The sequence below is a fragment of the Bacillota bacterium genome (genome assembly GCA_023511455.1).
Lineage (GTDB): Bacteria > Armatimonadota > HRBIN16 > HRBIN16 > HRBIN16 > HRBIN16.
Genome location: JAIMBJ010000001.1, coordinates 82352 through 95847, shown reverse-complemented (window position 1 = coordinate 95847; position 13496 = coordinate 82352). Strand labels below are relative to the sequence as shown.

Genomic DNA, 13496 nt, shown 5'->3' with positions numbered 1-13496 from the left:
GAGAACACGCGCACGGGTTGCGAATACAACAGCGGAAATAACCTCAGAGTGGAGGGATACAGATGTCAGAGCCGACAACCCATGTGAGCCCGAGTTACAGCTTCACGGTGCGTCTGGAGTACGCCAACGAGCCCGGCATGTTGGGCAAGATTGCTTCCCTGGTTGGCGCGGAGGGTGGCAGTATCGGCGCGGTCGACATCGTGCGCATGACCAGCGGCTTCATCACGCGCGACTTCACCATCTACGCAGGCAACATCGAACACGCCCAATCTATCCTGAAATCGCTGCGTCAAACGCCTGGGGTCAAAGTCATTAAATACTCGGACCGCACGTTCCTGCTTCACCTTGGAGGCAAGATATCCATGCAGCCGAAGATACCCATCCGCACCCGCGACGACCTGTCCATGGCGTACACGCCAGGCGTGGCGCGGGTGTGCGAAGCCATAGTGGCACATCCCGAAGACGTCTTCAACCTGACCATCAAGCGAAACACAGTAGCCGTCGTCACCGACGGTTCCGCAGTGCTGGGGCTTGGAAACATCGGCGCGGCAGCATCGTTGCCAGTGATGGAGGGTAAGGCGATGCTGTTTAAGGAGCTGGGCGGGGTGGATGCTTTTCCCATCGCGCTGCAAACGCAGGACACCGACGAGATTGTGCGTACGGTGGAGAACATCGCCCCGGTGTTTGGCGGGATTAATCTCGAGGACATTGCCGCTCCACGCTGTTTCGAGGTGGAAGAACGGCTCATCGAGCGGCTGGATATCCCCGTGTTCCACGATGACCAGCATGGTACGGCAGTAGTCACTCTGGCGGCGCTACAGAACGCCCTGCGCCTCGTGAACAAGCCGATGGAGACGCTCAAGGTGGTGGTCAATGGTGCTGGGGCGGCCGGCATCGCGGTGACCAGACTGCTACTACGAGCGGGGATACGCGATATCGTGCTGTGCGACAGGGCGGGAGCCATCTATCGCGGACGAACCGAACACATGAACCCCTACAAAACTGCCGTCGCGGAAATCACCAATCCGCGTGGACTGCGTGGGAGTCTGTCGGAGGTCATCGAAGGTGCGGACGTGTTCATCGGTGTGTCTGCACCGGACACGTTGACGGCAGAGGACGTGCGCAAGATGGCAAAAGACCCCATCGTCTTCGCGATGGCGAACCCGATACCGGAAGTGATGCCTGAAGAAATCGCCGGCATTGCCCGTATCATCGCCACCGGACGTTCTGACTACCCCAACCAGATTAACAACGTGCTGTGTTTTCCCGGACTGTTTCGTGGGTTGCTGGACAGTCGGGCAAGGCGGGTGACTGAGGAGATGAAACTGGCGGCTGCCCGTGCCATCGCTGGTACCATCAAACCCTCCGAGCTGCATGAGGACTATATTGTGCCGAGCGTCTTCGATCGGCGGGTGGCAGAAGCGGTGGCTACCGCTGTGGAACGTGAGGCGTATCGTAGCGGCGTCGCTCAGCGCCACAAGCACCGACGGGGCAAAATGTCCTGAAGCGCTCATGGGGTCGTTGCGGGCATCTCTTGCGCGGGCGCGGCGGCAGGTAACTCCTTCAAAGCCACGCCTTTGAGGCGCATCATGTTCATGGAAGCCGAAAGCACAACGATGAGGATGCCCAGCCACGCTGCGAAAGCCACCCAGCGTGCCCTGTTGCGTTGAATGCCTTCGAACGCCAGTGAGGGGTGCGACAGCGCGGTGGAGATGAAGAACAACACCAGCACCAGCAGTATCTTCGCCCCCAACACCATGTGGTAGTTGGGTTTGACCGTCGGGATAACCACCACCAGATTGTAGATGCCGGTTACCCAGATAAGTACCCAAGCGACGCCTATCACGATGCCCGAACGCCTTTGAACCGCCTTGACAAGGTCGTCTGATACACCCTCTGATCGGCGCAGTATCGGTTGCAAAACCAGATACTGAAACAACGTAAACCCTACTACCGTCACAATGCTCAGCACATGAACCCATTTGACCAACAGATCGCCCCAGTCCATATTACTGCCTCCTTGGTAGATTCGATTGCTGCCACCAATTATGAACAATATGGCTGCAAAAGTCAAATGCCTTTATCAATCGCATTAGCCTGCAAGTATTACCGGTTTTTCAGCGAAGGTATGCATTACACTACAATGATTTCCAATAATGGGATTGAACGTCAAGAACTCTCAAAAGGAGCAGTGCTCACCAGGGCGTAGCACGTCGGTCGTCGTTCCGGGATGAACGACCCGAGAGGAGAAAATCTGATGAACGAACGCATGAACACAGGTAGTAGCCGTGCTGCAGTAGTGCTCGGCATTGTATCTGCAGTGCTCACCTTTGCCGTTACGCTACTCGGTGGCAGCGCGATATATATACATGCCCAGAACCTTGTTGTCCAGGAGGCACGCGACGACCTGTTGTTTACCGCCAGGCTTGCGGTTAACGCTCTGACAACAGGGGCGAAGGTGTCTTCATCTCCGCAAGAGGCTGTCCCCGCCGAATGGCGAGCAGAACTTGCCCGGCTGCATCACCTGACCGGAGGAGTACACCAGATTCATATCTACGCCCTTCGTAACGACAGTCCTCGGTTGTTGTTCAGCACCGCAAGCTCCTCCTCGAGAGGAGAGGTAACATCGGCTTCACCAAGCCTGATGAATGCTTTGCGTTTCCGGCTCACGGTAGCAGAACAACTGGGCAGTAAAGCATCTCGCAACGGTTATCTCTCGGCATACGCCTCCCTCCCTACTCCGGTTCCGATGGTAGTAGTTACCCAGATGCCCGTAAACCGATTAACGGAGCGGCTCGCCGGGTTGCGCCTGGCAGCATCCGCGATATTCATCATCGCTCTCATCCTCTCCACCGGGCTAGGAACCGTCGTCTTCTACTCGCGGCGCCAATCCGAATACAACCAGTGGGTGACCACGCGCGCCGGGTTGCTGGAGTTCGAGATGAACGTGCTGGAACAGATTGCCAGCGACGTTCCGCTAACACAACTGATGGATTCGTTGTGTGAGCAGTTTGAAACGATGGTCGTGGGTGTGCGCTGTGCTGTGTTTACAGTTGCTGGCGATAAATTGAATCTGCTTGCCGCGCCCAACATCGATGCGAGATTGCGAAGCCTGATGGACAATCTTCCTGTGGGCAATACCACTTCTGCCTGCGGCGCCACCGCTTTCCGTAACGAGGCGGTTATTGTGCCCGACACCAGCCTAAGCCCCTTGTGGTACAGTTTTCGGCATATCGCTCAGGAACAGGGCATCGCCGCCTCGTACTCGCTACCGATACGTTCCAGCACGGGACAGGTGCTGGCGGTATTTGCCGCGTACTATCCTTTCAAGCATTATCCCTCCGAAGGCGAGCAGCAGCTGGCGGAGGTCATTGCCCATATCGCCGGAATCGCCATCGAGCGCGCGAGAATGATAGAATCGCTGGCGGAGATGAATCGGCAGCTGCAAGATGCACTCGCGGAAGCCACTCGCATGGCGGAGATAGCCGAGTCGGCAAGCCGCGCCAAATCCGAGTTCCTCGCCAACATGAGCCACGAGATTCGTACCCCGATGAACGGCATCATCGGACTACTGGACATGCTGGCGGATACTTCATTAGACGCCCAGCAGAGCGAGTACCTGAGCCTGGTTCGCGGCAGTGCAAATACTTTGATGGGGATTATCAATGACATCCTGGACCTCTCCAAGATCGAATCCGGGCGCATGACGTTGAATCCCGAACCGTTCGACCCCGCCCAGATGGTGAGAGAGGTTGCCGCGCTGTTCGCTCCACCCGCCCGCAACAAAGGGTTGGGGCTGTATACAGACGTCGCACCGGATGTGCCTCCTGCGGTCATCGGTGACGAACTGCGAATCCGTCAGATTGTCAACAATCTGGTCAACAATGCACTGAAGTTCACTGAGCACGGTAGCATCACCATCGGTCTCGAGTATCTGGGAGAGACAGTCCGCGACGGCGAGCACACCGCCAGACTGCGCATCCGCGTGAGCGATACCGGTATTGGCATTCCACCCGAGAGCCTGCCTCGTATTTTTGAAGAGTTCACCCAGGCGGATGGCTCCATCACCCGTCGCTACGGCGGCACCGGTTTAGGCCTGGCTATCAGCAAGAAGCTGGTAGAGATGATGGGCGGTCAAATCGGCGTGCAGAGCGAGCCGGGCAAAGGCAGCACTTTCTGGATTGACCTGTCCCTGCCTCTGGCAGAAGAGGTGTATCCTCCAGCAGAAACGCGACCAACTGCGCCTCTCGGGTTCACCTCCTGCCGCATCCTGCTGGCGGAAGACAATGAGGTGAACCGCCTGGTCGCGGTGAAGATGCTGCAGAGCCTCGGTTGCACAGTGGATGTGGCGGTCAACGGCGAGGAAGTGGTGAAGAAGGCACTGCAGAACCGATACGATATGATCCTGATGGACGTGCAGATGCCAGAGATGGATGGTTACGAAGCCACCAGACGCATCCGCGAGGCAGAGTACTCGACCGGGGAACACCGCATCATCGTCGCGATGACCGCTCACTCGATGGAGAGCGACCGCCGCGCCTGTCTGGAAGCCGGTATGGACGACTACCTGAGCAAACCAGTGCAGCGCAACAGGCTGGCGGAGATGCTATCCAAATGGTTGAACAGGCAGGAGCTGGCTGAGGCAGCGTAGCCGCACGAGGTCACCCGCGCCCCTTTCGGGTTACCTGGTCAAAGGCGACAACCGCAATCACTACCGCCCCGATGATGAGCTGGTTATAGTCCGATGCGCCCACCATCGCTAGACCGCTACGCAACACCTGAAAGATGAGCGCGCCGATACAGGTTCCCCAGACGGAGCCGCGCCCGCCGGAAAGGCTGCCCCCACCGATGACCACGGAGGCGATAGCGTCCAGCTCCCAGCCCATCGCGGCGGTGGACTGCCCTGTGCCGTAGTACGCCGTGAAAATCACCCCTGCCAGCCCAGCCATCAGACCGCCCAGCGCGTACACCAGGTACTTCAAACGCACTATCGGCACTCCAGATAGACGCGCGGCTTCCTCGTTGCCGCCGAGCGCATAGATTTCACGCCCAAACCGCGTGCGCGTGAGAAACAGGTGAAACACCAGCGCACATACCACCAGCAGCAGCACAGGCACTGGCACCGATACGCCCAGCAGCGGCACCATGCCACTGCCCAGTCCGCGCGTAAAGCCCGAATCGGGGATGGGAATGGTCGCTCCTTTGGTTACCAGATATGCCAGACCGCGTGCGATGCTCATCATGCCCAGCGTGGCGATGAAAGGAGGCAGCTTGGCTCGCGTGATGAAGGTTGCCGAAAGCAGTCCCATTGCCACCGCCGTCAATATGCCCAGCAGGCACGCCGCCACAGGCGAGTGCCCCAAGACAATTGCGTGGGCGGTCACCACCGAGGTCAAGGCGATACAGGAGCCGACCGACAGGTCAATCCCGCCCGAAATAATGATGACGCAAGAGCCAAGCGCAGCCGTGGCAAGGACGGTCATATCGCGAACAGTGGCAAGCAGGTTCGCGGCATCCAGCATCGGATTGGGGCGGTCGGGCCGATGGGTCAGGATACTGAACACGGCGATTTCCACCGCCAGCACCAGCAAGATGCCGAAGTCGCGCGCCCGGAACAGGCGACGCATCAGGTGACCTCCTTATCCACCGGCAGCCGCTTTACCAGGCGGTAGAAGATATTCATGTTCACTGCGACCTCGCGTCGGTAAGCGAGTATCCATCCCATCGCCAGAACGAAGTACAGGACGGTGAAGGCATAGCGTGCCGCGATACTGGGTATCAACAGCTGCACGGCGAACAGCACAAAGAGCAACAGAGCCTCTAATCGGCTGAAGAATCGGTTGGCAATCACGGCGCACGCGAAGAACGATTGCGCGGCGGTGAGAAGCACCTCTTCGCGCGGACGCGGCTCCAGAGGCAGGAAAGAGAAGTGCCCTGCAGATACGGAGTAGATGATGGGCAGTGAGCCTATCAACAGCGTCCACTGGTTGATTTTCGACGAGATAATCGCCGACATCGCAGACGCCACATGCCCACGCAATGCAAAATAGCAGAGGATAATCATTTCCGGCGACTCGGAAGCCAGCGGCGCAATCCACTGGATTAGCAGAAACTCGCTGATGCCAAAGCTCTTACCAAGATCAATTAGCCCCTCGGTAAACGGTTCGGTGGCTATCAGGATGATGAAGCCGGAATACAGGAACATCAGCACATAAGAGGCACGACGCCACCCTCTGGGAAGCGCAGCGAGGGTAGCCACCGGTCCCGTAGGTTCAGGCTCGATGTGCGGGGCACGACCTGCCATCCAGACATATCCCGCAAACATCAGTACAAAGACCACCGCATCCCAAAGAGTAATGGTGTCCTTGAGTGGCAACACCAGAGAGTACAGCGTGGCAACAGTTAGAGTGGTTACCTCAATGGCAAGCACCGGCTCGATAGGAATCTGTCCTTCTGCAGGTATCTTGCCCTGTTTGCGCAATGCCATCCAGCCCAGAAACACCACCGCCGACCAGCCGACGCCGACCAGCAGACGGTTTGCACCCGTCATGTTCGCCGCAACCAGCGGAATGTACTCCGGATGGTGGGCGGCACGCCATGCCAGATAGATGTCCACCGCGTACTCCGGCAGCACAGCAATCAACGCGAGCAGTGCCATCGCCAGCGAGCGCGACACGTCAAACTGAGCCAGCTCCGCCGACCACGAGATAAGAAACGCTGCCCCCAAAATCGCCAGCCCGGATAATACCACCGTAACTGGTGCCGAGGGGTGCGTGCCGAACGCCACAACGAGCCACGGCACGGTCAGCAACACTGTGCCGACCATCAGCGCGATATGAAGCGCCCTGTTAGCTGGCATCGGTTCGCCTCACACGCCTGCCGTCACGAAAGAACCACACCGTTAAAATGAAGGAAACGGTCAGCGCGAGCGCGGTGCCCAGAAACGGCGTAATGTGGCTCGGTATCACCCATTCACCGATGCGGATGGGCACCTTATCATAAAGATATGCCCCCAGCGGTGCGCCCAGCATGGCTCCCACCCCTTGCGCGGTGAACACCGCCCCCATGACCGCACCGCGTCGGCTACCGCCGATCTCCGAGACGAGTGCCATCCACGCCGGTATCGCCAGAATGTAGCCCAAACCGACGATACATCCGCAAATCAACAGCACCCAGTAATTATGCACAAAGGGGATGAACCACATGCCTGCCATCGCCAGCCCAACGCCCAGCCGCATGGCGCGCTCCCTGCCCCACAGGTCGCCAATCCTGCCTGCCGGTATGCTGGCAAGTGCGAACACCACAGCCGGAGGCAGTAACAACACGCCGTACGCGCTTTCACTCAGATGCAGCACCTCCATGGCGTACAGCTTCACCAGCAGCATGACCATGCCGATACCGAAGAAAGAGATAAAGCCCAGCAGCAAGGTATCTGGCACCATCTTTGCGCTCTCCCACATCTCGCGCAGGGAGATATGAGGAGGCTGGACATCGGTGTGGTGTTCGGCATGACGCGGAAAGCGCGCAGGAACTCCCACGAGGCAGACCACCATCGCCAGAAGGAAAAGCAGGCTCGCCAGATAGAAAGAGGCGGTGCGGCTACCCGTCAGGTCATTCACCAGTCCGCCAAGCAGCGGACCCATCGCCACACCAATCAGATAGGTCACATTCAACAGGCTCATGGCGGTCGAGCGGTCTTTTTCTTCCACCACATCAGCCACCGCCGCAAAGATGGTCGGCCACAGTGCGGCTGCTCCAACCCCATCCAGCGCGCGCAGCAACATCAGTCCCAGCGGATGGTGCACCACCACAGTCAGCGGGGCGGTCACCATCGAGATCAGCGGACCAACCAGCAACAGCCTTTTGCGCCCGAATCGGTCACTGAGCAAGCCCAGTGGCGATTTCAATACCGTCTCCGCCAACAGGAAGGCGGCACCCACTGCTCCAACCCATGCGCCCAAACCCAATTCGAAGCGAAGATAGGGGGGCATGGCGGAGAAGTTCACCACGGCGTAAGCCAGCTCCACCACCCCCGCCAGTGCGACCAGCGCAAGTAACGCACGTCCGCGCGAAGAGCGGCGGAGCAGTCCTATTTGCGGCTTCAGCCGGCTGGCTTCCATGGTGCTCCTGAGATCGCCTACTTCAGCACAACCTCTTTACCGGTTTCCGCCGAAGCGTAAATGGCATCGATAATCTCGGTCGCCATCAGTCCCTGCTCGGCGGTAACCTCCGGCTCGGTGTCGTTGATAATCGCCTGCAGGAAAGCGTACACCTCCTGCTGGTGGCTGTTCACTTCACGCAACCCATAGGGCGTGATATCCAGAAGCGTCTGTTCCTCCTCGCGGAAGAGCTTCAGCGGATTGAGCTGCGCCCCACCTTCGGTGCCCAAAATGGTGGTGTTGAAGATGTCGTGTTCAATGTTGGCGCAGAAGCTGGACTCTATCACCAGTGTGGCATCGTTCTCGAAGCGCACCAGCCCCACCGCAAAGTCTTCCACCGTGTAGGTCTTGGGATCCCACTGTCCCATCAAGCCGACCACACCCTCACGTGTGCCGAACTTGGTGTAGGTCATTCCGCTGACCGACACGGGCCTGGGATGCCCCATGAAGAACAGGGTAGCATCCAGAATGTGCACGCCGATGTCTATCAGCGGACCGCCCCCCTGCTTATCCTTCTGGGTGAACACGCCCCAGCCGGGGATACCACGCCGACGCAGTGCCTGCGCCCGGGCATAGTAAATCTCTCCCAGCTTGCCGGCGTCGATAAACCGCTTGATGGTACGCACGCCGGTGCTGAAGCGCATGTTCAACGCGACCTGCAGCTTCTTGCCCGTACGCTTCGCCGCTGCCAGCATCTCGCGCCCTTCCTGTGCGTTCATCGCCATCGGCTTCTCTACCAGCACATGCTTGCCCGCTTCCAGCGCGTCAATCGTGGGCTGCTTGTGCAGGTAGTTGGGCGTGCACACGCTGACCGCATCCACCTCCTTCAGCTTTAACAGGTCACGGTAGTCGGTGAACACATGCGGCACGTTGAACTTCTCCGCGGCTGCTTTCGCCACCTCGGGGTTAATATCTGCCACTGCCACAATGCGGCACAGGTCAGGATACGCAGCGTAGCCGGGCATGTGCGCAGCCTGCGCAATGCCCCCACTGCCAATGATGCCGATGCCTATCGGCTTCTTTACCTTTCTGCTCATCGTCGCCCTCTCTGTGTGGTGATGGTATCCGGGTTGGTTCCCGCGATACTTATTAACGCAAGCCGGATTTTTCTCCTGCTTCTCCAAAATAGTATACAAAAAGATATTGACTTTTGATGCATCATTCTGTATAATGAAAGCAATCAGCCTGGAGCAACAACATGGTCACTCCTGCGAGCGACCTCCAAAAGCCGCAGGGAAGCTCGCCCCTCTGCCCCGTAGATCCACGCAGAGGGGCGTTTTCTCACAGTTCCGCCAGATTGTGTATGACCCTCTCCGGCAGCATCTCTACGGGCGCAGAACGCAGTGCCTCTGCATCCGTGACTCCCGTCAGAACCAGCACCGTGTGAAGTCCCGCCCGCTTCCCCACCAGCACATCGGTATCGAGCCTGTCGCCCACCAGCACCGCCTCATCAGCGGACACCTCACAGCGCCGCAACAGCAGCTCCATGCTGTAGGTGTTCGGTTTGCCAATCACCAGCGGTTCCACTCCGGTGCAGGTCTGGATAGCTGCGACAATCGCTCCTCCACCGGGCACAATCCTTCCTCTCGCGGCGGGGTAAGTCGCGTCGCGGTTCGTGGCGATGAACACCGCACCGTGCTGGATAGCATAGTGCGCGCGGCGCAGCTTGTCGTAGGTGAAATCCCTGTCGATGCCCGCCACCACGTAGTCCGCGCCTTCCTCCTCCGGATCGTTAACCACCTGCATCCCGATACGGCGCAGTTCCTCGTGAATGCCTTCCTCTCCCACAATAAACACCCGCTTACCCGCTGCGCCCTGCGACTGCAGGTAGAGCGCGGTCGCATAAGCAGAGGTCATAAACTCTTCCTCTTCACACGGAATACCCATACCCGTGAGGCGGCGCACATAAGCCTCGCGCGTCAGGGCGGAGTTGTTGGTGAGAAAGCGCACCATCTTGCCCTGCTGGCGCAGGCGGTGTACCGTCTCCGCGGCATAGGGCATGGTTTCCTCACCGCGATAGATGACGCCGTCCAGGTCGAAGATAAACAGACGCAAGCTCATGTTTACCTTGTTGCCTCTTTCAAACTCTTCACAAACCGACGCACTGCCGCCAGCGCCGCCTGCTCTCCCGCTTTCACTCCCTCTGCGACCAACGACACCACCGCACTGCCCACCACCGCCCCATCGGCAATCTGGCACACCGCGCGCACGTGCTCCGGGCGCGAAATGCCGAAGCCCACACATAACGGCAGGTCGGTGAGTGAGCGCATCGCCTGTAGCATCTGCGGTATCTCCTCGGGCAAATGCTCGCGCGCGCCGGTCACACCCGTGCGAGACACACAATACACGAATCCACTGCTCATCTGCGCTACCCGCTTCATCCGCTCCGCCGTGCTGGTGGGAGCCACCAGAAAAATGGTGTCGAGCCCGTGCTGTCGCGCCACAGGATGCCACTCACCAGCCTCGTCTGGAGGCATATCGGTCATGATAACGCCGTCCACCCCTGCCTGACTTGCCTCTCGTGCGAATCTCTCCACGCCCATCTGCCATACGGGGTTGAAATAGGTCATCACCACCAGAGGCACGTTAGTTTGTGCACGCACCCGAGAAACCATTTCCAGCACACGGATTGGGGTCATTCCCTGTTGCAAAGCGCGGAAGGTGGATGCCTGTATGGTGGGGCCATCTGCCAGCGGGTCACTGAAAGGGATACCGATTTCGATCACGTCCGCTCCTGCGTCGGCAATGGTCAACACCAGTTTCTCGCTCAGGTCGGGATTCGGGTCGCCTGCGGTCACGAATATCACCAGCGCGCCCTCGTCTCTCTGGCGCAAGGTGGCAAAACGCCCGGCGATTCGGCTCACAGCTGCCCTCCCAGCGCGCGGGATACGATATCCACGTCCTTGTCACCCCTGCCGGAGAGGTTAATCAATATCGTGCTGTCCTCCGGCATGATGGGAGCGATTTTAATCGCGTGTGCCACTGCATGCGCCGTCTCCAGCGCGGCGATGATGCCTTCCATACGCGCCAGCATTTGCAAAGCCTCCAGCGCCTCTTCGTCCGTAGCGGTCACATACTCCGCCCGCCCGGTCTCTTTGAGGTAACTGTGTTCGGGTCCGACGCCCGGGTAATCCAGCCCTGCTGAAATGGAGTGCGTCGGCATCACCTGACCGTATTCGTCCTGTAGCAGGTAACTCGCCGCGCCATGCAGGACGCCTGGTCGTCCTCTGGCTAGCGTGGCGGCATGTTCATCGGTGTGTAAACCGCGCCCGGCTGCCTCCACCCCAATCAGCCGAACAGGGTCCTCCAGGAACGGATAAAAGATTCCCATAGCGTTGCTGCCGCCCCCCACGCACGCCAGCACCACGTCGGGCAGCTTGCCCGTCAACTCCAGCATCTGCTGACGACTTTCCTGCCCGATGACCGACTGGAAATCGCGCACAATCATCGGGTAAGGATGCGGTCCCACGACCGAGCCGATAATGTAGTGCGTGGTGCGCACGTTGGTCACCCAGTCACGGATGGCTTCGCTGGTAGCGTCTTTCAGGGTGCGTGTGCCGGAAGTTACCGGGATGACCTTCGCGCCCAGCAGCCTCATGCGGAAGACGTTGAGTGCCTGACGATGCACGTCTTCTTCACCCATGTATACTTCGCACTCGAAGCCGAATCGGGCGCACACCGTTGCGGTGGCGACGCCGTGCTGTCCCGCACCCGTCTCGGCGATGATGCGCCTTTTGTTCATCCGTTTCGCCAGCAGGATTTGCCCCAGCGTGTTGTTGATTTTGTGCGCCCCGGTGTGGCAGAGGTCTTCGCGCTTCAGGTAGATTCGCGCCCCGCCCAGGTAGCTGCTGAGGCGTTCGGCGAAGGTGATGGGTGTGGGTCTGCCGACGTAGTGCTGCAGGTAATACTGGAACTCCCTCTGGAACTCGGGGTCCTGCTGTGCCTTATGGTACTCTTGCTCAAGCTCTTCCAGCGCGGGTATCAGCGTTTCCGGTACAAACCTTCCACCGAAGATGCCGAAATGACCGCGCGCATCAGGGGCTGTCTGCAAACTGCCGGACATTCGCGATAAACTCCTTGATTTTCTGATAGTCTTTTTTGCCGGGTGCGCTCTCCACGCCGCTGCTGACGTCTACCGCATAGGGCATGACCTGCGCAATGGCTTCCCGCACATTATCGGCAGTCAAACCACCCGCCAGAATGAGCGGCTTGATTGCCTGCTCGCGCAACTGATGAGCCAGGCCCCAGTCTGCCCGCTCGCCAGTACCCCCCATCTTCTCGGGGTGATGGGCATCGACGAGAAGCGCATCCGCTTCTGCCTGCAGCCGCAGGGCGTGCGCGACATCCTCCTCGTCACGCAAGCGCACCGCTCGGATACGACGCAGATGCAACGGCAGGCGAACAGGCTCAGCCTCGTGCACAAACTGCACTGCATCGACCCGCTGCCAGACGGCATCGCCTGCATCAACCAGTTTTCCAAACACCGCCACCCGTGTCACGAAAGGGGGCACGCTTTCCAGCAGCAGAAACAGGTTGTCACACCTGCCGACATAGCGGGGGCTCGACGGCTCGAACACAAAGCCCACCGCGTGCGCCCCGCCCTCTACCACAGCGTGTATATCCTCTATCCGTGTGATACCGCAGATTTTGATGCGCACCACGAGCGTACACTCCCTCTTAGAGTATACACCACGAAGCGGGCAAACACGCAGTCCCTGCAGCGGATTGCATCCCCCGAAGCGTCAATGAGCCGAGAAACCAGACCGTTTCACCTGTCGCTGTATCCACCACAAAGCCACCAGGTCATAAAGCGTATGCGCCACACAGCATCCCCACAGATTATCGGTGAGCAAGTACAACCCGCCTAACAGCAGTCCAAACGGCATGTAGAACAGTATCATCTTGATACCGTCGCTGTCCCATCGCAACACATGGATGACCGCGAAGAGCAGGGAAGCCAGCCAGATACCGGCAATCGGCTGGATAACGCCGCGAAACAACGCCTCCTCGCCAAACCCAGCCACCACCGACAACAACACCATCTCCTTTGGCTGGAGTTCCGAGAGAAAAGGCGAAACCTGCAGCATCCACCGCTTAAGGAAAGCCCAGGCTGCCCATCGTTCGGATGCGGCGGAACCGGCGACCGCCAGAGCCAGCATGACAGCGGTGAGAAGTACCCCCAGCAACGTGTCCTGCCAGGTGGGATAGATGACCCGCGGCCATCCGGTACGCAGCCAGCTTATCCGCAGAGCAAGCAACCCGAAACCGGCTATCGCCAGCGCGCTTTCCAGCCACACCAGTGTAGACACCAGACGACGCATCGATACGCTCCTGTTG

The 13496-nt window shown here is 59.1% G+C and carries 12 protein-coding genes; 2 read left to right on the top strand and 10 right to left on the bottom strand.

The features are described from left to right. Nucleotides 1-62: 62 nt before the first annotated feature. The gene (locus K6U75_00385) at nt 63-1505 is read left to right on the top strand and encodes an NAD-dependent malic enzyme (protein ID MCL6473496.1); all 1443 of its coding nucleotides are present in this window, start codon (nt 63-65) and stop codon (nt 1503-1505) included. Nucleotides 1506-1510: 5 nt separating this feature from the next. Here the strand turns inward: K6U75_00385 and K6U75_00380 are convergent, their stop codons facing one another. Further along, nucleotides 1511-2008, bottom strand: a complete 498-nt coding sequence (locus K6U75_00380; GenBank protein MCL6473495.1) for a hypothetical protein — start codon at nt 2006-2008, stop codon at nt 1511-1513. Nucleotides 2009-2257: 249 nt separating this feature from the next. Here K6U75_00380 and K6U75_00375 point away from each other — a divergent pair, with 249 nt between their 5' ends. After that, complete coding sequence (locus K6U75_00375; GenBank protein ID MCL6473494.1) at nt 2258-4651, top strand: response regulator; 2394 nt, start codon at nt 2258-2260, stop codon at nt 4649-4651. 10 nt (nt 4652-4661) lie between these two features. Here K6U75_00375 and K6U75_00370 read toward each other — a convergent pair whose 3' ends face one another. The 9 genes from K6U75_00370 to K6U75_00330 form a co-directional block, all read right to left on the bottom strand. After that, nucleotides 4662-5627, bottom strand: coding sequence for an ABC transporter permease (locus K6U75_00370; protein ID MCL6473493.1), 966 nt, complete (start codon nt 5625-5627; stop codon nt 4662-4664). Beyond that, entirely contained in the window at nt 5627-6859 is a 1233-nt protein-coding gene (locus K6U75_00365; GenBank protein MCL6473492.1) for a sodium:calcium antiporter, read from the bottom strand. The genes K6U75_00370 and K6U75_00365 overlap by 1 nt, the downstream gene beginning before the upstream one ends. After that, nucleotides 6849-8120 (bottom strand): MFS transporter, encoded by a 1272-nt coding sequence (locus K6U75_00360; GenBank protein ID MCL6473491.1) that lies wholly within the window; start codon nt 8118-8120, stop codon nt 6849-6851. Before K6U75_00360 ends, K6U75_00365 begins: the two co-directional genes overlap by 11 nt. A gap of 17 nt (nt 8121-8137) precedes the next feature. Further along, nucleotides 8138-9196 (bottom strand): Gfo/Idh/MocA family oxidoreductase, encoded by a 1059-nt coding sequence (locus K6U75_00355; GenBank protein ID MCL6473490.1) that lies wholly within the window; start codon nt 9194-9196, stop codon nt 8138-8140. Nucleotides 9197-9440: 244 nt separating this feature from the next. Then, nucleotides 9441-10220 (bottom strand): phosphoglycolate/pyridoxal phosphate family phosphatase, encoded by a 780-nt coding sequence (locus K6U75_00350; GenBank protein MCL6473489.1) that lies wholly within the window; start codon nt 10218-10220, stop codon nt 9441-9443. A 2-nt stretch (nt 10221-10222) separates the two neighbouring features. Next, a complete protein-coding gene (gene trpA, locus K6U75_00345) occupies nt 10223-11023 on the bottom strand; it encodes a tryptophan synthase subunit alpha (protein MCL6473488.1) in 801 nt (266 codons plus the stop codon). Continuing rightward, a complete protein-coding gene (gene trpB / locus K6U75_00340) occupies nt 11020-12222 on the bottom strand; it encodes a tryptophan synthase subunit beta (protein MCL6473487.1) in 1203 nt (400 codons plus the stop codon). Before trpB ends, trpA begins: the two co-directional genes overlap by 4 nt. After that, complete coding sequence (locus K6U75_00335; GenBank protein ID MCL6473486.1) at nt 12194-12820, bottom strand: phosphoribosylanthranilate isomerase; 627 nt, start codon at nt 12818-12820, stop codon at nt 12194-12196. The genes trpB and K6U75_00335 overlap by 29 nt, the downstream gene beginning before the upstream one ends. An 81-nt stretch (nt 12821-12901) precedes the next feature. After that, nucleotides 12902-13480 (bottom strand): CPBP family intramembrane metalloprotease, encoded by a 579-nt coding sequence (locus tag K6U75_00330; GenBank protein ID MCL6473485.1) that lies wholly within the window; start codon nt 13478-13480, stop codon nt 12902-12904. Nucleotides 13481-13496: the final 16 nt, after the last annotated feature.